Source organism: Umezawaea sp., assembly GCF_057122925.1.
This window is the reverse complement of sequence record NZ_DBNGPQ010000117.1, coordinates 1-17,428: the sequence shown is the minus strand read 5'-3', so window position 1 is coordinate 17,428 and position 17,428 is coordinate 1. Positions and strand designations below refer to the sequence as shown.

Below are 17,428 nucleotides of genomic sequence, written 5' to 3'. Positions count from 1 at the left end.
CGCAGGCACAGGGGGTGCGGCCCGCCCGGCGCGGGCGGGCCGTTCACCCGGAAGAGGGTCAAGACGCGGCACGAACCAGCAGGTCAGAGGCCGGACGTCCCGATCGGTTTCAGTCGAAGGGGGAATTGCGGCGATCGGTCTTCGGCACGACGAGCCGGGTCGCCGTCCAGTCCTGCGCGACCGGTGTGCCGGACGTGCTCGACAGCCCCGCCACGGAGGCCGCCTCGCTGATGTCGGCGAACTCGACGTACCCCGGACGGCCGACCTTCGGGGTCAGCACCCAGATCACGCCGGTCTCGTTCAGCTCGGAGGTGGCGTCGACCAGCGTGTCCGCGAGGTCGTCGTCGCCGTCGGTGAACCACAGGAGCACGGCGTCCGCCGTCGACTCGCGGTCGGCGGGGGCCAGCGCGTCGCCGATCGCGTCCTCGACCGCGTCGCGGACCTCGTCGTCACCGGCCTCACCGATCTCCTTGACGAACTGGCCCGCCTCCAACTCCAACCGGTCGGCCGCCGTCCTCGTCCCGCTCTGCGTCATGCGGAGGAGCGTGCCACGGTCGCACGGGACGACGAAGACTCCGAAAGGGGTGCTTTCGGGTCCATCGGGTGAACGGTGGTGACGCTCAGCCAGTGGAGTCGATGGTGGCGCTCGCCAGCACCAGGTCGCCCGCGGCGTCCGGGCGGTACAGCGCCACGGCCTGACCGGGCGCCACGCCCGTCAGCGGCTCGCGCAGGTGCACCTGGAGCTCCCCGCCGACCAGCTCGGCCACGGCCGGAGCCGTGCCGCCGTGCGCGCGGACCTGGGCGACGCACTCGACGGGACCGTCGAGCGGCACGCCGTTCGGCCACGAGGGGCGGACGGCCACGATCTCCGTCACCGCCAGCTTCTCCGCCGCGCCGACGCGGACGTTGCCCGACACCGGCTCCAGAGACAGCACGTACCGGGGGCGGCCGTCCGGCGCGGGGGCGTCGATGCCGAGACCCTTGCGCTGGCCCACGGTGAACTCGTGCACGCCCGCGTGCCGCCCGAGGACGGCCCCGGTCTCGTCGTCGATCAGCAGACCGGGCGACTGGCCGATCCGGTTGCCGAGGAACTTCTGCGTGTCGCCGTCCGGGATGAAGCAGATGTCGTGGCTGTCCGGCTTCTCCGCCACGCCGAGGCCGCGCTCGGCGGCCTCCTCGCGGACGGCGGCCTTCGTGCTGTCCCCCAACGGGAACAGGGCGTGCGAGAGCTGCTCGCGGGTCAGCGAGGCCAGCACGTACGACTGGTCCTTGCCGTCGTCCGCGCTGCGGCGCAGTTCGACCACGCCGTCCTCCGTGGACAGCCGGGCGTAGTGGCCGGTGCACACGGCGTCGAAGCCGAGCGCGATGGCCTTGTCCAGCAGCGCCTCGAACTTGATGCGCTCGTTGCAGCGCAGGCACGGGTTCGGCGTGCGACCGGCCGCGTACTCCGCGACGAAGTCGTCCACGACGTCCTCGGTGAAGCGCTCGGCGAAGTCCCACACGTAGAACGGGATGCCCATCAGGTCGGCGGCGCGCCGGGCGTCGTGCGCGTCCTCGATCGTGCAGCAGCCCCGCGCGCCGGTGCGCAGCGTGCCGGGCTTGGCGGACAGCGCGAGGTGCACGCCGGTCACGTCGTGACCCGCTTCGACCGCGCGAGCGGCCGCCACCGCGGAGTCGACCCCACCGCTCATCGCCGCGAGCACCCGCATCCCGCTACACCTCCGCCTTGATGTTCTTGCCCCGGGACCGCTTCAGGCCCGCCAGACCGGCGCTGCGCGCGCGTTCCACGACCGGGCCGATCGCCTCGGCCAGGTCGCGCACGTCCTGCTCGGTCGACGTGTGGCCCAGCGAGAACCGCAGGGAGCCCCGCGCCAGCGCGGGCTCGACGTCCATCGCCAGCAGCACGTGGCTGGGCTGGGCGACACCGGCCGTGCAGGCCGAGCCGGTCGAGCACTCGATGCCCCTGGCGTCGAGCAGCATCAGCAGGCTGTCGCCCTCGCAGCCGGGGAACGTGAGGTGGGCGTTGCCGGGGAGCCGCTGCTCACCGGGGTCGCCGTTGACGATCGCGTCCGGCACGACCCTGCGCACCGACGCGACCAGCTCGTCGCGCAGCGCGGCCGCGGCCGCGGCGTTGGCGGGCTGGTCGTCCACGGCCCGCCGCACGGCGGCCGCGAGGCCCACGATCGCGGGCACGTCCAGGGTGCCGGAGCGCACGTCGCGCTCCTGGCCGCCCCCGTGCAGCAGCGGCGTGCACGGCACGTCGCGGCCCAGCAGCAGCACGCCGACGCCGTACGGGCCGCCGACCTTGTGGCCGGTCATGGTCAGCGCGCTCGCGCCGGAGGCGGTGAAGTCGACCGGCACGGCACCCACGGCCTGCACGGCGTCGGTGTGGAACGGCACGCCGTGCTCGGCGGCCACGGCCGCCAGCTCGGCGACCGGGTTGATCGTGCCGACCTCGTTGTTCGCCCACATCGCCGTCACCAGGGCCACGTCGTCGCCCTGGAGCGCCTCGCGCAGCACCTCGGGGTGCACGCGGCCGTGCGAGTCCGTCTCCAGCCACGTCACCTCGGCGCCGTCCTGGTCGGCGAGCCACTGCACCGCGTCCAGCACGGCGTGGTGCTCGACGGCGGACGCCAGGACCCGCCTGCGCCTCGGGTCGGCGGCCCGGCGGGCCCAGAAGACCCCCTTGACGGCGAGGTTGTCGCTCTCGGTGCCGCCGCCGGTGAAGATGATCTCCGACGGCCTCGCGCCCAGCGCGTCCGCGATGTCCTCGCGCGACTCCTCCACGGCCCGGCGCGCGCGCCTGCCGGAGGTGTGCAGCGAGGAGGCGTTGCCCAGGGTGGACAAAGCCCGCGTCATCGCCGTGATCGCATCGGGGTGCATCGGCGTGGTGGCAGCATGATCGAGGTAGGCCATCGCGCTCCCAGGGTAGCCCGTTCAGGCGGTGGGCTTCGTGCGCGGACCCGTGAGGAACGCGCCGAGCACCGCCAGCGCCGCCATGGCGAGGTCGAACGGGATGATCGCGGCCGTCGGGGCCGCCGTCGAGGCGAACGTGGTGACCACGACACCGCCGAGGCCGACCAGGAACGCCGAGCCCAGCATGTCGCTGATCTGCACCGCCGAGGAGTTGAAGCCGCGGTCGGCGTCCGTGGACGCGGCCAGCACGAGCACGCTCACGCTGGACATCGCGAGGCCCATGCCCGCGCCCGCGATGGCCCACAGCGGCGCCGTCGCCCACGCCGGACCCCACTCGGGGGCGATCAGCGTCACGCCCGCGATGCCCGTGGCGTTGAGCACAAAACCCCAGCGGACGAGCGTGCCGCGCGGGATGTCCGACCGGCGGGACTGCCACATCGAGGCGGAGGACCAGCCGAGCGCGCTGAGGGTGAGCGGGATGCCCGCCTGGAGCGGCGAGTAGCCGTGCACGGAGGTGAGGGTGAGCGGGATGAACGCCTCGGTCGCGAAGAACGAGCCCGCGAGCATCCCCCTGGCCAGGACGACCACGGGCAGGCCCCGGCGGGCGGTGAGGGTGCCCCTCGGCAGCAGGATCCGCAGCGACGGGACCAGCACCACGAGCCCGACCACGCCGAGCACCAGGTTCAGGCCGCGCGGGTGCTGCGCGGCCCAGCTCAGGGCCGAGACGCCCACACCGCCGCCGACGGCCGCGAGCAGCAGGCCCCGCCGGGCCGGGACCACGCCGTCGACGTGCACCGGCAGCGTCCGCAGCACCGGGACGAGCAGCAGGAAGCCGATCAGCACCAGCGGGGCCAGCGCGAGGAACACCAGCCGCCAGGTCAGGTGCTCGGTGAAGAAGCCCGCGAGCGCGGGACCGACCAGCGACGGCACGACCCACGCGGCGGCCAGCGCGCCGAACACGGCGGGCCGGTCGCGCTCCGGGTAGACCAGGCCGATCACGACGTAGATGGCGACGATCTGCATGCCCGCGCCGAACCCCTGGAGCACGCGGCCCGCCAGCAGCGACCCCATCTCCTGGGCGAAGCCCGCGACCAGCAGCCCGGCGAGGAACACCAGCGGACCGGCCAGCAGCACGGGCTTGGGGCCGCGCAGGTCGCAGAACCGGCCGGACAGGACCGTCGCGACCACGCTGGCGGCCAGGAAGGCGACGAACGGCCACGCGTACAGCTCGTCGCCGCGCAGGTCCGAGACCATCCGCGGCATCGCGGTGCTGACGCCCATCGCCTCGAACGCCAGCAGCGTCACCAGGAGGATGATCCCGGCGGTCGGTCCCCGGCGGTCCGGGGACCACAGCCTGCTCTGCTCGGCGCTCTCGGTGGTGGTCACCGCCCTATCGTTCAACCTCGACCGGGGTGGAGGTCAAGTTGAGGTGTGCCCTGGTGGCCGTGCCGTGCGCCACCAGCTCCGCCTCGCGCTGCACCAGTGCGGCCAGGTCGCGGCGGGTCTCGGCGCGGCCGGGGGCGATCTCGTCCAGCACGTGCACCTCGACGACCAGCCCGCGCAGCCGGACCACGCGGCGGATCGAGTCGACGAGCGCGTCGGTGCCGACGAACGCCGGACTGGTGGTGGGGGTGCCGTCGGCGAGCCGGTAGCGCAGCACCACCGGGCGCACCGGCACGCCCGCGTCGAGCGCGGCCTGGAACAGCGCGGGACGGTAGCCGCCCGACGCCAGACCGCACCACGTCGTGCCCTCGGCGTGGACGCCGACGGCCGCGCCGTCGCGCAGCGCCCCCGCCAGCTCGGCGACCGCCGCGGGCAGCAGCGACAGGCGTTCGCGGTCCAGGTAGACCGTGCGGGCCGCGGTGATCACCCGGCCCAGCACCGGCCAGTCGCGGATGTCGCGCTTGGCGACCATGCGGATCGGCTGCACGCCGTCGATCGCCAGCTCGTCCAGCCAGGACACGTGGTTGCTGACCACGAGCACCCCGCGGCCGGGCGTCTGCTGGAACCGGTCGGGGCCGTGCACGTCGATCCGGGCGCCGAACGCCCGCAGCAGCACGCGGAACCACTGCCGCAGCGCGGTTTCGCGGGCGTGGCCCCGCAGCAGCAGGAGGGCGACGCCGCAGAGCAGCACGGTGGCCGCGGCCACCAGCCGGAACGCGGCCCGCAGCGGACCGACCGTCGGCGCGGAGCGGTCCAGGCAGCCGTGGCCGCACGGGGAGTGCGGCATCCAGGCGTGCGTCACGGCTCCTCCCCCAGGAAGAACTTGAGGTACCGCTTGTCCATCTTCAACGGGTTCATCAGCACGAACAGGTCGGCGACCCCGAAGTCGAGGTCCAGCGCCGGAGGTCCGCACACCTGCGCGCCCATCCGCAGGTAGCCCTTCAGCAGCGGCGGGAGCACCGCCCTGGCCGGGGCGGGACCGGGCGTCCAGGGGTGCAGCGGCGACACCCGGAACTCCTCCGGCGCGTAGTGCTTGGCGCGCACGGTCTCCCAGACGCCCGACGCGTGCTCGCCACCGTCCGCGAGGGACACCGACGCGCAGCCCGCGAGCCAGGTGTGGCCGGACAGCAGCACGTACCGCGCGATTCCAGCCCACACGAGGCTGACGACGGCTCCGCTGCGGTGGTCGGGGTGGACGCAAGACCGACCGGTCTCCACCAGGGTGTGCCGCAGGTGTGCGAGATTCCGCAGGTCGAACTCGGTTTCCGAGTAGAGACCGCCCGCCTCGCGGGCCCGCTCCGGAGGCAGCATCCGGTAGGTGCCTACGATCTCGCCGGACGTGTCATCCCGGACGACCAGGTGGTCGCAGTACTCGTCGAAGCGGTCGACGTCGTGCCCCGGCACGGAGGTGTGCAGCGAAGCACCCACCTCGTCGGCGAACACCTGGTAGCGGAGCCGTTGCGCGGCAACGACTTCCACACTGTCACGGGCTACCAGGAGGGAGTACCCTGGCGTGCCGGTCGCGGGCCGTGCGGTGCTGACAAGCAGTTGCGGCTGCGTCATGGCTCAAGGTTTACCGACCTGACGGGTACCGGCGGCAGGTCGAAGCGATGACGCGTGCGTGCCATCTCGATGAATGGCCGGTTCTCAGGCTCCGCTCAGGAAAGCCTGCTGGCGCGGCAGGCTCGACGGGTCCCCCACCCACCCCCGACAACCGAGGAGAACGCACGTGGAGGTCAGGCGGTTCCGCCCACCACCGGGGTGGCCGCGGCCACCCCAGGGCTGGGTGCCTCCCCCTGGCTGGGCCCCGGACCCCTCCTGGCCGCCCGCCCCCGCGGGCTGGCAGTTCTGGGGCCCCGTCGCCCAGGCGCACCTGACCGCACCCGTCCCCCGGATCAAGGTGCCCGTCATCCCGCCCCCGGCGGCGAACGGCTTCGGCAGCCGCCGCAAGGCCCTGGAGGCGGAGAACGCCCAGCTGCGCGAAGCGCTGGCCGCGACCGGCATCCTGGACGACTCGGCGCGCGTCGAGCGGATCAGGATGATGGAGGCGCAGCTCCAGGACGTGCTGGCGCAGGTGTCCCGCGCCCGCGCCGAACTGGAGGCCGTGCGCGACGAGCTGATCAACGCCTCCGACACGGCGCTGCTCCAGTCCGCCGGTGTCTACGCCTACGCGCACCCGCTGGACGACGCCGCGGGGTACAAGGAGCGGATCACCGCGATCAAGGAGGACACGAAGGCGTTCGTGCGCACCGGCAACGCCGTGCAGGCCACGACGAACTGGCAGGTGAACGGGTCGACCGTCGAGGGGAAGAAGATGGTCGACGACTTCTCCAAGCTGCTGCTGCGCGCCTACAACACCGAGGCCGACAACTGCGTGCGGACGGTGAGGCCCCAGTCGCGGCAGAACTCCGTGGAGCGGCTGACGAAGATCTCCGAGACGATCGCCAGGCTGGGGCGGTCGATGGAGATCCGCATCGACGAGCGGTACCACCGGCTGCGGTGCGCGGAGATCGTGCTGACCGCCGACCACCGGGCGAAGGTCGAGGCGGAGAAGGAAGAAGCCCGCGCGGTGCGGGAAGAGGTGAAGGAGCAGGCCGCCGCGGCTCGGGACTACGAGCGCGCCAGGGCGAAGTGGGACAAGGAGAAGGCGCACGCCGAGAGCTCGCTGGCGGCGCTGGTGCGGCGCGGTGACGGGGAATCGGTGGCGGCACTGGGGCTGCGGTCGCGGCTGGAGGAGATCGAGGCCGACCGGCTCGTCGTGGAGGAGATGGCCGGGAACGCCCGGAGCGGCCACGTGTACGTGATCAGCAACATCGGGGCGTTCGGGGAGGGGGTCGTGGGGATCGGGATGACCCGGCGGCTCGACCCCCACGACCGGATCCGGGAACTGGGGGACGGTTCGGTGCCGTTCCGGTTCGACGTGCACGCGGTGGTGCCGCACCGGGACGCGCTGGGGTTGCTGCGGGGGTTGCAGGAGAGGTTCGCCTCGCGGCGGTTGAACCAGGTGAACCACCGGCGGGAGTTCTTCCGGGTCGCGCCTGCTGAGGTGTTGACGGTGTTGCGGGAGAGCGTTGACGTTGTGGAGTTCGTGGAGCGGGCTGAGGCGTCCGAGTGGCGGGCTAGTACGCCTTAGGGGTTTGAGGTTTTGTGGCTGTTGGTCCTGACGTGGGTGGCTGTCGGTCTCAGCGCGTCAGGTAGCTGCTGGTCCCAGCGGTGGTGGCCGATGTGACTCGGGGACCCCTCGATGTGACCCTGCGATCGGGCTCAAGGGCAGGCGGTGCAACCTACCCGGTCCACCAGGGTAAGGGTCAAATCCCCCGAGTAAATCGGCTGTGGTTTCGGTAAGGCAGTGTCCTGCTTTTGTCAGGCATGAAAAAGCCCGGCTCTCGGGGGACGGGAGCCGGGCCTTTTGTTTGTTTGTCAACCCTTGCGCTTTTGCACTTCTTCGGTTAGCTGGGGGGCTACGTTGAAGAGGTCGCCCACTACGCCGAAGTCCGCGATTTCGAAGATCGGGGCTTCGTTGTCCTTGTTGACCGCGATGATCGTCTTGGACGTCTGCATTCCCGCGCGGTGCTGGATGGCGCCGGAGATGCCCAGGGCGATGTAGAGCTGCGGGGAGACGGTCTTGCCGGTCTGGCCCACCTGGAACTGGTGCGGGTAGTAGCCGGAGTCGACCGCCGCGCGGGACGCGCCCACTGCCGCGCCCAGGCTGTCGGCGAGCTTCTCGACGACGTCGAAGCTCTCCGCGCTGCCCACGCCGCGGCCACCGGAGACGACCACCGAAGCCTCGGTCAGCTCCGGGCGGTCGCCACCCTCGACCTGTTCGCGGCCGGTGACCTTCGTGGCCTTCGCGGTGTCCGTCGCGGGCAGCTCGACGGTTTCCTCAGCCGCCGCGCCCTCCGCCTCGGTCGCCTCGACGCCGCCGGGGCGGACGGTGATGACCGGGACGCCCGTGGTGACCTTCGACTTGACCACGAAGGCACCACCGAAGATGGACTGGGTGCCGGTGCCGTCCTCGTCGATGTCGACGACGTCCACCAGCAGGCCGGAGCCCAGGCGCGCGGCCAGTCGGCCCGCGACTTCCTTGCCCTCGATCGTCGCGGAGACCAGGATCGCGGCGGGTGACGCGGTGCCCGCGATCGTGGCCAGCGCGTCGACCTTCGGGGTGATGAGGTAGTTGACCGCGTCGTCGGACTCGACGGCGTAGACCTTCGCGGCGCCGTAGCGGCCCAGCGACTCCCTCACCTTCGCCGCGGTGCCGGGTGCGGCCACGACCACCGCGGACGGCTCGCCGAGGCGGCGCGCGGCGGACAGGAGCTCATAGGTGACCTTCTTGACGTCTCCGTCGACGTGGTCGACGAGGACGAGTACCTCTGACATGTGATTCCTCGCCTTCAGATGAGCTTCTGGCCGACCAGGTACTCGGCGATCTTGGAACCGCCGACGCCCTCGTCATCGATGCGCTGACCCGCGGTGCGCGGCGGCTTGGGCGATGCCTCCAGGACACCGGACCACGCGCCGTTCAGGCCGACCTCGCCCGCGTCGACACCGAGGTCGGCGACGGTCAGGGTGGACACGGGCTTCTTCTTGGCGGCCATGATGCCCTTGAAGGACGGGTACCGCGGCTCGTTGATCTTCTCGGTGACGCTGACGACCGCGGGCAGGGACGCCTCCAGGTGGGCGACACCTTCCTCGGTCTCGCGCTCACCCTTGATGGTGGTGCCCTCGACGGTGAGCTTGCGCAGCTGCGTGACCTGCGGCAGGCCGAGGTACTCGGCGAGGATCGCGGGCACCGCGCCCATGCGGCCGTCGGTGGCCTCGTTGCCCGCGATGACGAGGTCGAAGCCCTCGACGGTGCCGATCGCCTTCGCGAGCACCTTGGCGGTGGCGAAGACGTCCGAACCGTGCAGGGCCGCGTCGTTGACGTGCACCGCCTTGTCGGCACCCATGGAGAGCGCCTTGCGGATCGCGTCGGTGGCGCGGTCCGGACCCATGGCGATGACGGTCACCTCGCCGCCGTGGGCTTCCTTGAGGAGCAGTGCCTCTTCGACCGCGCGTTCGTTGATCTCGTCGAGGACGGCGTCCGCGGATTCGCGGTCAAGGGTGTGGTCGGCATCGGTGAGCTTGCGCTCGGACCAGGTGTCAGGCACCTGCTTGACCAGGACGACAATGTTCATAGGTCCTCTTCGACCTCCTGCGGACGGGCGGCGACGTGACTGGCGACTGCCGGGAGGCGCGCTGGTCGCCGGATTAACGCGACCCTGCCATGTCATCGCCGCGTTGGCATGGTGGTGTCGGCCACCTTTATGTTACCCACCAGTAGCCGCGGTGCAAACACCCGCAAGCACCTTGCAAGCGTGACGGTACTCACGACCCTGCCAGCGGGGCACTTGATCGGTTAAGACACGTACTCCAACCGCTGCTCGACCAGGCCAGCTACTGTCCGATTACATGTATCGGCGTGTCGCCATAGTCACGGACTCGACCGCGTGCCTCCCGGCCGCGTTGACCGACGAACTGGGCATCACCGTCGCGCAGATCCAGGTGCGCATCGGGGACCAGCTCGACGACGAGTCCCGCATCCCGGTGTCGACCATGGTCAACGCCATGCGCGGCGAACTCTCGGTCACCACCGTCCCTCCCGACCCCGGAGCGTTCTACTGGGCCTACGCGGACGCGGCGGCGGCCGGAGCGGAGGCGGTGGTGTCGATCCACGTGTCGTCCAGGCTGTCGGGGACCGTCGACACCGCGTGCAACGCCGCCAAGCAGGTTCGGGTCCCCGTGCACGTCGTGGACACCGGGACGTGCGGGATGAGCCTCGGGTACGCCGTGCTGGCCGCCGCCGACGCGGCGGCTCGCGGCGGGGACGCCCGGAAGGTCATCGGGGCCGCGATGCACAGCTTCCGCCGGGGCACCGAGCTGATCTACGTGGACACGCTGGAGCACCTCAGGCGCGGTGGCCGGATCAGCCCCGCCGTGGCGGCGCTCGGCACGGCCCTGTCGGTCAAACCCCTGCTCACCATGGTCGACGGGCAGATCACGCCGTTGGACAAGGTGGTGGGGACCGAGCGGGCGCTGCGGCGGATGGTGGAGATCGCGGCGAAGAAGGCGGGCGAGGAGAGGGTCGACGTGGCGGTCGAGCACTTCGCCGCCGAGGACCGGGCCCACGACCTGATGCGACGGCTGCGCAAGAAGATCCCCGGCGCCCGGAAGTACATGGTCACGCAGGTCAGTTCCGCCATCGGCGCGCACGTCGGACCCGGAGCCCTCGGGGTCACCATCTCGCCCTACTGAGCGGGCGGGTCGGCCGTCGAGGTTTGGCGGAGGTCGACAAAGGGGACACAAGGAGGGAGACGGACGAACTCCTCTGGAGGACCCCATGGCTTCGCTGTTCAGCAAGATCGCCGCCTACGTGCGCAGCCCGCAGGGCCGCCGGATGACCGACCAGGCCAAGCAGATGGCCAAGGACCCCCGCAAGCGCGCCCAGGCACAGCAGGTGCTGCGCAAGTTCCGCAAGCGGTGAAGCTCAGCCGAGTGAGCAAACGGCGAAGCCGGCCGAGTGAGTCAGTGGTGAAGCCAGCCGAGTGAGTCAGCGGTGAAACCAACCGCGTGAGTCAGCGGGTGGATTTGCGCCTCGCTGCCTCGAAGGTGCGCAGGTAGCGCCTGCGGAACTCCGCGTCCACGCCTGGTGCCTGCTGTTCCGGGACCACCGGTTCCTGCTCGGGTTCCTGGTGGGTCGCCTGTTCCGGGACGGCCGGCTCGGGGTCCGAGGGCTCGGTGACCAGGCCTGAGCAGGACGCGAACACGAGGTCCTGTTCCGTTTTCGGCTGGGGCAGTAGTTCCAGCGTGATCTCTCGGCGTTGGCCGTGGTCGGCCTGTGCCGACTCGGCCGGTACCGGGTCCGGCTGGGGTTCCGCGACGGCGGGCGGTTGTGCGGTGGCCCCGCGCTCCTCGGCCTGCTGCTCTGCCGGTCGCGCGGCGTTCTGCACCACGTGCAGGGTCGTGGGCTGTTCCGGCGTGCTCCACGGGTTGGCGCCGCAGGCCGCCTTGAGCAGGATCGCCTGCTCGGCGTGCAGTGCCCGCCAGTCGGGCCTGCCCCTGGGTGTTCGGCCGCTGATCGGCAGCGGTGGTGCCGGGGACCAGGTGTGGGCCACGTGCTCGGTCGCCGACCGGGTGTTCCGCTCGGGCTCCGGGTCCTGGTAGGCGGGCAGTTCTCCGGTCAGCGACTCGTCGTGCACCTCAGCCACCAGCACCGGCAGTCGTGCTGGTGGCGGGTCGAAGACGCCGGTGAAGACGGGGTCCGGGGCCAGGGCCAGGGCCGCCGGGGCCGCGTCGCCGTGTTCCAGCGAGATCGGGATCGGGCGGCTGACCACCGGGTTGCGGTGGATCGGCTTGGCGGCCAGTTCCGGTGGGGCCGGGAGTGCGAGCGGCTCCGCGGGAGGGGGAGCGGGCTCGGGGTTCGGGAGTGCGGCGTTCTGCTCCGCCTCCTCCGCCGGGTCGGTGTGGCGCAGCATCACGGCGGTCACCACGCAGCCCGCGGCGAACGACAGCGCGCACAAACCGAACACGAAAGCGACTGCACCTGCCATGACCGTTCCCTCAACTCACCTGGACGTCGACGGCGGGACCGCCGTCCGAGGGCGGCCCCCACACCGGATCGACGACGACCTTCGTCTTGATGGCTTCCACGGGCACGCCGCGGTCGACCAGGAAATCGCGCACGAGCAGCGCCCGCTCCATCGCGAGGACGTCGCAGCGGTGCGAGGCGGTCTCGCCGTTCCACGCGTGGGAGACGAGGGTGATCGCCGCGCCGCCGGTGCGCCACAGGAGGTCACCGACTCCGGTCTGCACCTCCGACGCCGGACCCGTGAAGTCGGCGGTCCCCGGCGTGAAGGTGATGCCCTTGACGCCGTTCGAGGTGAACAGCGTGGTCACACCGCGCTGCACCACCTCCGGCGCGGGCGGCGGCGGCAGCAGGAGCGGCGGTAGCGGGACGTCGATCACGACGGGCACGGGTGGTGGCCGCACCGCTCCCCTGATCTCCGGCGTGGGGGCCGGGGAGGAGAACGGCAGCGCCTCGGTCAGCTCCTCGCCGTACACGGTGAACGCGAGGACCGTCGCGCCCGCGGGCACCAGCAGGGCCGCCAGCGCCAGCGGCAGCCAGCGTCGTTTCCTGGTCATGATGGGGCTCCCCGAACTCAGGCGCGCAGCGCCACCGCACCGTTCTCACTGCTGGACACCTGTTCCGGGATGAGTCCCGGCACCCGGTCGGCCGCCGCGGCGAGCGCGCTGCGGGCGGCGGACAGCTGCGTGGCCACGGTGCGGCGCAGTTCCTGGAGCTCCTCCGCGTGCTGCTGGATCTCGGCGATCCGCCGCTGCGCCTCCCGGCTGGCGACCTTCACGACGAACTCGCCCCTGGCCTTCGCCATGGCCTCCTGCTCGGCGAGGTGCTGGGCGGCTTCGTTGCGGCGGCGGGTCATCGTCAGGTCGAAGAACGACTGCGCCTTCTCGCGGCGCTGCTCGGACTCGGCTTCGAGCGCGTTGCACTGCCGGGCCGTCTCCTCCAGGAGGATGTCGGCGTCGAGCTGGGCCTGCTCCATCGCGGCGGCGCACTCGGCCGCGACCTCGGCCTTGCGCGCGACGTGCTGGGCCTCCAGCTCGGCGGCGCGGCGCTCCAGCTCGACCTCGCGCTGGTCCAGCTCGGCGGTGCGCAGCGCGGCGGCCTCGCGGGCCTGCCGGGACTGCTCCTCCACCTCCGCGCGCAGCGCGGCGATCTCCCGCTCGGCCTCGGCGCGCAGCTCGGCCAGTTCGACCTCGGTCCGCTGCCGCAGCGACGTGACCTCGCGGTCGGCCCTGATGCGCAGCTCGGCCGACTCGTCCTCGGCGAGCATCAGCATCCGGTGCAGGCGCTCGGTCGCCCCCGCGGTCGTGGACGGCGACATCTCCAGCCGTTCGACCCTCGTGCGCGACTCCTCCAGGTCCTGGCGGGTCATCTCCAGCAGCTTGCGCAGGTCGGCGGCCTGGGCCATGGCTTCGGCGCGGTCGAGGCTGGTGTAGCGCAGCTGCTCTTCCAGGTTGTCGATGTGGTCGATCACCTGGCGTCGGTGGAAACCCCGGTACACGACGTCGAAACCCGCGTGCAGCGGAACAACTTCCTGCTCTTTTGCACCCATGGCTGACCACTCATCCCGCCTCGTTGAAGATTGGCCGAGAGTACCGATGAGGTCTGCCACCAACCAGCCTCTTCGGGCCTGCTCCAGTCGAGCCGAACCGATCTCACGTACCCCACCACCAGGGTAAACACCAAAGTGCAAGATCAAAACATCGTGATGACGGGTCACCCGATTGTGTCTATTTAACGGAGAGTTTCCGGACCACTGCGCCATCAGCGGGTAGCCAATTGAACCGCTATCGCACGGAATGCGGAACACATTCGAGTTAATCGCGAATACACCTGGTCATCAAAGCCCGACTTGCTACCAGCGAGTAACGAGCCACTACGCTGGCCGGGTGACGCCAGCGCCCCTGCCTCTCACCGGTGAGCGGACCGTGCCCGGTATCGACGTCGAGAACTACTGGTTCTCCGCCAGGTAGGCGCTGTAAGGCGGGTCGTTCGCGCAGGTCGCTGCCGAACGTTGTGCCCCTAGTTCTCGTGGCAAACGAAGTCGGCCCCATCCACTGTGGACGCAGTGGACGGGGCCTGGACCTCTCACCTGCCAGGAGGCATGAGGCCGTGACCTCGGATTCTTCCACTACCCGCACGCCCCGCATCAAGTGGCGTGCCCTGCTCGCGGTGGTGGCCGCATGAGCATCGAGTCCGTCTCGTGGGTGCTCAACCACGCCCCCATCCCCCGCGACCGCCGCGACGCCTCGTCTCTGACCGTGGTCCTGCTGGGCCTGGCGAACCACGCCGACCCGTTCGGCCGCAACGCGTTCCCGTCGCTGTCGACGCTGGTCAAGTACACCCGTCTGAGTGAGCGGTCCGTGCGCTACGCGGTGCGCGCGCTGGAGGAGCTGGAGCTGATCCGCCCCTCCGACCCGGACATCGTGCGGGCCTACATCAAGCGGACCGACCGCCGCCCGAACGGCTACGACCTCGCGGTGGAGCGGGTCGAGGCGGCGGCTGTGGACAACTCCGGCGACGGGGGGCAGACACTGCCGCCCGCTGACCGGCACGGGGGGCAAACTCAGCGCCACGGGGGGCAAACAGCGACGCAGCGGGGGGCAAACACTGCCCCCGAAACGTCCTTGAACCGTACGAAGAACCGTCCCTCGCCGAGCGCGCCCGGTGGGCGCTCGGCGGTCCCGGCGGAGTGCGGCGGTTGCGACGCCCGGCCCGGCGACCCGATCAGTGCCCGGGTGGTGTGGCTGGACGAGGACCGCACCCGGTCCACGCCGTGCCCGCGCTGCGCCCCGGCCCGGAGCGGGGGTGCCCGGTGATGCGCGCCCACCTGACCTACCGCGAGCCGCACGGCTGGACCTCGCCCGTCGATTGCCTGCCCTCCCGGGAGGCCGCCGAGTTCCTGCGCAACGCAACGAACGCACTGACCCCGTCCGCCGCCTCCCGGCGGACCTGGGAGATCACCGACTGCACCGACGAGGACTGCGAGGCCGCACGATGAGCCAGCCGAAGCGCGCCGCGCACCTCACCCCCGCCGCCCGCCCGGACACCCCAGAGTGGGCCGACGAGACGATCCGCATGTCCGAGGGCCGCCTGGCCCACGTCGCCGAAGTCGGCCGCGTCCTGCTGCTGCCGTACGGGGCCGACCACCTGGTGGTGCGGGTGCTCCAGCGCCTGCACGCCGTCGTCGGCGAGGAGTCCCTGACCTACCTGCCCGGTGTCGCCGCCGTGGACGTGCGCCGCGTCGCCGACGGCACCAGCGACGACCCCGGCCTGATGACCTCCCAGCGCGCCGCCGAGCTGGCCGCGCTGCTCACCAGGGCCGCCGAGCTGGCCGCCCGGATCGGCGGTGGCCGGTGAACGCGCACGTCCCCTTCCCCGAGCCGAGTGACGAGGACCTGGAGAACGCCGTGGCGGAACTGGAGCAGTACGTGGCCGGTCGCGCCCCGGCCGCACCCCCGGCACCCGCCCCGACGCCGCCCGCCGACACCCGCCGCGTGCGGGAGCTGCGCGCGGAGGTCGCGGAGGCCCACGCCCTGCTGGACCTCCAGGCCGACGCCGCCCCGCTGCTGGTCGACACCGACCGGGTCCGCCGGTCCCGCAAGCGGGCGGCGGAAGCCGCCCGCTTGCACGCCCTGGCGCAGGACCCGGCGGCCCGCGCCTGGCAGGCCGCGCGTGTGCGCCTGGTGCTCACCGTCGTGGCGTTGACGGCGCTGGTCGGGGCGCTGGCGTGGTCCACCACGGGCGTGCACCACACGCTCACCCTGGGCATGGTCGAGCGCACCGCCGCGTGGTGGGGCGCGTGGGCCGTGGAGCCGGTGATCTCCGCCGTGCTGCTGGTCGTGGTCGGCGCGCGGGCGTTCCTGGCGGCCCGGGGCCGGGTGCTGCGGCACCGGCACCTGACCGTGGTCGAGTACGGCGCGCTGGGCGTCACGCTCACGCTCAACGTGTGGCCGTACCTGCCGTGGCAGGTCGAGCGGTTCGACCCGATGCAGCTCCTGGCGCACGCCGTCGGGCCGCTGATCGCGGTCGGCGCGGTGGCCGTCCTGCCGATCATCTGGACGGCGTTCGCCGAGCTGGACCACGGCCTCCCGACCGGCCTCGCCGCCGCCCCTTACCCCGCCCTTACCCCCGCGTCGTACAGCGGAAATGCCGCCGCGACCGCCCCCGCCGGGGACGGGCTCACCGGCCGCCTGGCGGCTCGTGCGCGGGACCTGATCGCCGCCGGGGAGCTGCCCGCCGACCCGTCCGCGAACCGGCTGCGCACGGCGCTGGGCTGCGGCATGGACACCGCCCGCGAGGTCCGCGACGCACTGCGCGGCGGTGCCTCGTGAGCGCGCCGATCCGGAAGGACGACGACATGGGCGGCGAGCTGATCCCGTTCCCCGGCACGGCCGCGCCCGCGCCCGACGACGAGCCGGTGCCGGCCGCCGGTCCGGTGCAGCCCGCCCCGGAGGTGCTGACCGGGGAGCTGATCACCGACGCCGAGTACCAGCGCGGCAAGGCGCGGCGGTTGGCGGAGCAGGCCGTGTCCAAGCTGCCCGCCCGCTGGCAGAGCGCGGAGTCCGCGAAGCAAGCCGGCGCGGCGCTGGCCGGTCGTGCCGCGCTGGCCCCCGTGCGCTACCCGGCGGCCGTGGGCCGGGGCTTGGTCGTGTCGGCCCGCGCGTGGTGGGCGTGGGTGCGCGTGGTGGACTTCTACGACGCCGCGAAGTCCAGCGACAGCCTGGCCTCGCGGTGGCAGGAGATCGCCGTGGTGCGCCGCCGGCGTGGCGTGATCACGCTCGCGGGGACCGGCGCGACCGGGCTGGGCGGCCTGGTGGTCGACCTGACCGCCGGTTCCCTGCCACTGCTGGTCACCGGGGGCGCGGTGTCCGTGGCGCTTGCCGTCGCCGGCCGTCGCAAGGACGGCTCCCCCGGCCGCCAGGCCGTGCTCGGCGGCGCACGCACGCTGGCGATGCTCATGGACGGCGACAACCTGATCGAGGCGTTCCGCTCGGCCGGGATCGTCGGCAAGGGCGAGCCCATGTACTTCGTCGAGCGGCCCCGCCAGGACGACACCGGATGGTCACTGGTGCTGGACCTGCCGCCGTCGCGCAAGGCGTCCGACGCGATCGCCAAGCGCGAGGCCCTGGCGTCCGCGCTGGCCGTGGACGAGGTGCGCCTGATCGTGGAGCGCGTCCGGGGCGACCGGGGCCACGCCGGGCGGGTGGCGCTGTGGATCGGCAAGGGCGACCCCTACGCCGCCGACCCCGTGCCCAGCCCGCTCGCCACCGCCGCGAGCTGGGACCTGTGGCGGCCTGTGCCGTTCGGCACCACCGCCCGGGGCGCGGCCGTGAACCTGCCCGTGGTGTGGACCTCGCTGCTGATCGGCGCGATCCCCCGCCAGGGCAAGACGTTCGTCGCCCGGCTGCCGCTCACCGCCGCCGCCCTGGACCCGCACGTGCGGCT

At 72.1% G+C, this 17,428-nt stretch carries 18 protein-coding genes and 1 pseudogene; 8 read left to right on the top strand and 11 right to left on the bottom strand.

What is annotated here, in order from left to right; genetic code table 11:
• Window positions 1–109: 109 nt before the first annotated feature.
• From AC156L_RS26795 to AC156L_RS26770, 6 genes are all read right to left on the bottom strand, one after another.
• Window positions 110–535 (bottom strand): DUF3052 domain-containing protein, encoded by a 426-nt coding sequence (locus AC156L_RS26795; protein ID WP_330876169.1) that lies wholly within the window; start codon window positions 533–535, stop codon window positions 110–112.
• Window positions 536–620: 85 nt separating this feature from the next.
• Window positions 621–1,709, bottom strand: a complete 1,089-nt coding sequence (mnmA, locus tag AC156L_RS26790; protein WP_330876170.1) for a tRNA 2-thiouridine(34) synthase MnmA — start codon at window positions 1,707–1,709, stop codon at window positions 621–623.
• Between the two features lie 4 nt (window positions 1,710–1,713).
• On the bottom strand, window positions 1,714–2,916 hold the full coding sequence (locus tag AC156L_RS26785; protein ID WP_330876171.1) for a cysteine desulfurase family protein: 1,203 nt from the start codon (window positions 2,914–2,916) through the stop codon (window positions 1,714–1,716).
• Window positions 2,917–2,937: 21 nt separating this feature from the next.
• A complete protein-coding gene (locus AC156L_RS26780; protein WP_330876172.1) occupies window positions 2,938–4,302 on the bottom strand; it encodes an MFS transporter in 1,365 nt (454 codons plus the stop codon).
• 4 nt (window positions 4,303–4,306) lie between these two features.
• Window positions 4,307–5,161 carry a lysophospholipid acyltransferase family protein gene (locus AC156L_RS26775; protein WP_330876173.1) on the bottom strand — a complete coding sequence of 285 codons (855 nt, stop codon included), beginning with the start codon at window positions 5,159–5,161 and terminating at the stop codon, window positions 4,307–4,309.
• Window positions 5,158–5,922: a GNAT family N-acetyltransferase gene (locus tag AC156L_RS26770; protein WP_330876174.1), complete on the bottom strand. Its 765-nt coding sequence runs from the start codon at window positions 5,920–5,922 to the stop codon at window positions 5,158–5,160. Before AC156L_RS26770 ends, AC156L_RS26775 begins: the two co-directional genes overlap by 4 nt.
• Window positions 5,923–6,088: 166 nt before the next feature.
• On the opposite strand from AC156L_RS26770, the gene AC156L_RS26765 reads away from it, so the two are divergent.
• On the top strand, window positions 6,089–7,492 hold the full coding sequence (locus tag AC156L_RS26765; RefSeq protein WP_330876175.1) for an SNIPE associated domain-containing protein: 1,404 nt from the start codon (window positions 6,089–6,091) through the stop codon (window positions 7,490–7,492).
• Between the two features lie 287 nt (window positions 7,493–7,779).
• Here the strand turns inward: AC156L_RS26765 and AC156L_RS26760 are convergent, their stop codons facing one another.
• A complete protein-coding gene (locus AC156L_RS26760; RefSeq protein WP_330876176.1) occupies window positions 7,780–8,739 on the bottom strand; it encodes an electron transfer flavoprotein subunit alpha/FixB family protein in 960 nt (319 codons plus the stop codon).
• Window positions 8,740–8,753: 14 nt separating this feature from the next.
• Window positions 8,754–9,536 (bottom strand): electron transfer flavoprotein subunit beta/FixA family protein, encoded by a 783-nt coding sequence (locus tag AC156L_RS26755; protein ID WP_330876177.1) that lies wholly within the window; start codon window positions 9,534–9,536, stop codon window positions 8,754–8,756.
• Between the two features lie 274 nt (window positions 9,537–9,810).
• Between AC156L_RS26755 and AC156L_RS26750 the strand changes: the two genes are divergently transcribed.
• Window positions 9,811–10,653, top strand: a complete 843-nt coding sequence (locus tag AC156L_RS26750; protein WP_330876178.1) for a DegV family protein — start codon at window positions 9,811–9,813, stop codon at window positions 10,651–10,653.
• Window positions 10,654–10,738: 85 nt separating this feature from the next.
• Complete coding sequence (locus tag AC156L_RS26745; protein WP_330876179.1) at window positions 10,739–10,882, top strand: hypothetical protein; 144 nt, start codon at window positions 10,739–10,741, stop codon at window positions 10,880–10,882.
• Between the two features lie 91 nt (window positions 10,883–10,973).
• Here AC156L_RS26745 and AC156L_RS26740 read toward each other — a convergent pair whose 3' ends face one another.
• The 3 genes from AC156L_RS26740 to AC156L_RS26730 are packed head-to-tail and all read right to left on the bottom strand — an operon-like array spanning window position 10,974 to window position 13,532.
• Window positions 10,974–11,948, bottom strand: a complete 975-nt coding sequence (locus AC156L_RS26740; protein ID WP_330876180.1) for a hypothetical protein — start codon at window positions 11,946–11,948, stop codon at window positions 10,974–10,976.
• Between the two features lie 10 nt (window positions 11,949–11,958).
• Window positions 11,959–12,540 (bottom strand): OmpA family protein, encoded by a 582-nt coding sequence (locus AC156L_RS26735; protein ID WP_330876181.1) that lies wholly within the window; start codon window positions 12,538–12,540, stop codon window positions 11,959–11,961.
• A gap of 17 nt (window positions 12,541–12,557) precedes the next feature.
• Complete coding sequence (locus AC156L_RS26730) at window positions 12,558–13,532, bottom strand: coiled-coil domain-containing protein (RefSeq protein WP_330876182.1); 975 nt, start codon at window positions 13,530–13,532, stop codon at window positions 12,558–12,560.
• Window positions 13,533–14,163: 631 nt separating this feature from the next.
• Between AC156L_RS26730 and AC156L_RS26725 the strand changes: the two genes are divergently transcribed.
• From AC156L_RS26725 to AC156L_RS26705, 5 genes and pseudogenes are all read left to right on the top strand, one after another.
• Window positions 14,164–14,799, top strand: coding sequence for a helix-turn-helix domain-containing protein (locus tag AC156L_RS26725; RefSeq protein ID WP_330876183.1), 636 nt, complete (start codon window positions 14,164–14,166; stop codon window positions 14,797–14,799).
• The gene (locus AC156L_RS26720; protein ID WP_330876184.1) at window positions 14,799–14,981 is read left to right on the top strand and encodes a hypothetical protein; all 183 of its coding nucleotides are present in this window, start codon (window positions 14,799–14,801) and stop codon (window positions 14,979–14,981) included. The genes AC156L_RS26725 and AC156L_RS26720 overlap by 1 nt, the downstream gene beginning before the upstream one ends.
• Complete coding sequence (locus AC156L_RS26715) at window positions 14,978–15,340, top strand: hypothetical protein (RefSeq protein ID WP_330876185.1); 363 nt, start codon at window positions 14,978–14,980, stop codon at window positions 15,338–15,340. The genes AC156L_RS26720 and AC156L_RS26715 overlap by 4 nt, the downstream gene beginning before the upstream one ends.
• Entirely contained in the window at window positions 15,337–16,314 is a 978-nt protein-coding gene (locus AC156L_RS26710; protein ID WP_330876186.1) for a conjugal transfer protein TraI, read from the top strand. The genes AC156L_RS26715 and AC156L_RS26710 overlap by 4 nt, the downstream gene beginning before the upstream one ends.
• A pseudogene (locus AC156L_RS26705) lies at window positions 16,311–17,428 on the top strand (cell division protein FtsK); the annotation flags it as partial. The gene AC156L_RS26710 and the pseudogene AC156L_RS26705, both read left to right, overlap by 4 nt.